1 protein-coding gene is annotated in these 275 nt (G+C 54.2%); it reads left to right on the plus strand.

Annotation, left to right across the window (positions count from 1 at the left end; all coding sequences use genetic code 11):
• Window positions 1-275, plus strand: a 275-nt coding sequence (locus HK24_RS09790; RefSeq protein WP_143412314.1) for a transposase, incomplete at both ends; no start/stop codon positions are given.

Consider the following 275-nt stretch of genomic DNA (forward strand, 5'->3'; position numbering starts at 1 on the left):
GTGGATTTTGAGGTGTTCCGTCCTGATCTGGAGAAGGCTCTGGCCTATTCGGACGGAAGCAAAGGCGGGCGCCCTCCGTTTGATCCGGTGCTGATGTTCAAGATCCTGGTGATCCAGATGCTGAACAATTTGTCCGATGAACGGACGGAGTATCTGATCAACGATCGCCTGTCGTTCATGCGCCTCCTTGATCTGGGACTTTCAGATCGTGTTCCTGATGCCAAAACGGTCTGGCTGTTCCGTGAACGCCTGACACAGGCAGGGGCCATTGAAAG

This window comes from Gluconobacter sp. DsW_058, assembly GCF_002153615.1.
GTDB classification, from domain to species: domain Bacteria; phylum Pseudomonadota; class Alphaproteobacteria; order Acetobacterales; family Acetobacteraceae; genus Gluconobacter; species Gluconobacter cerinus.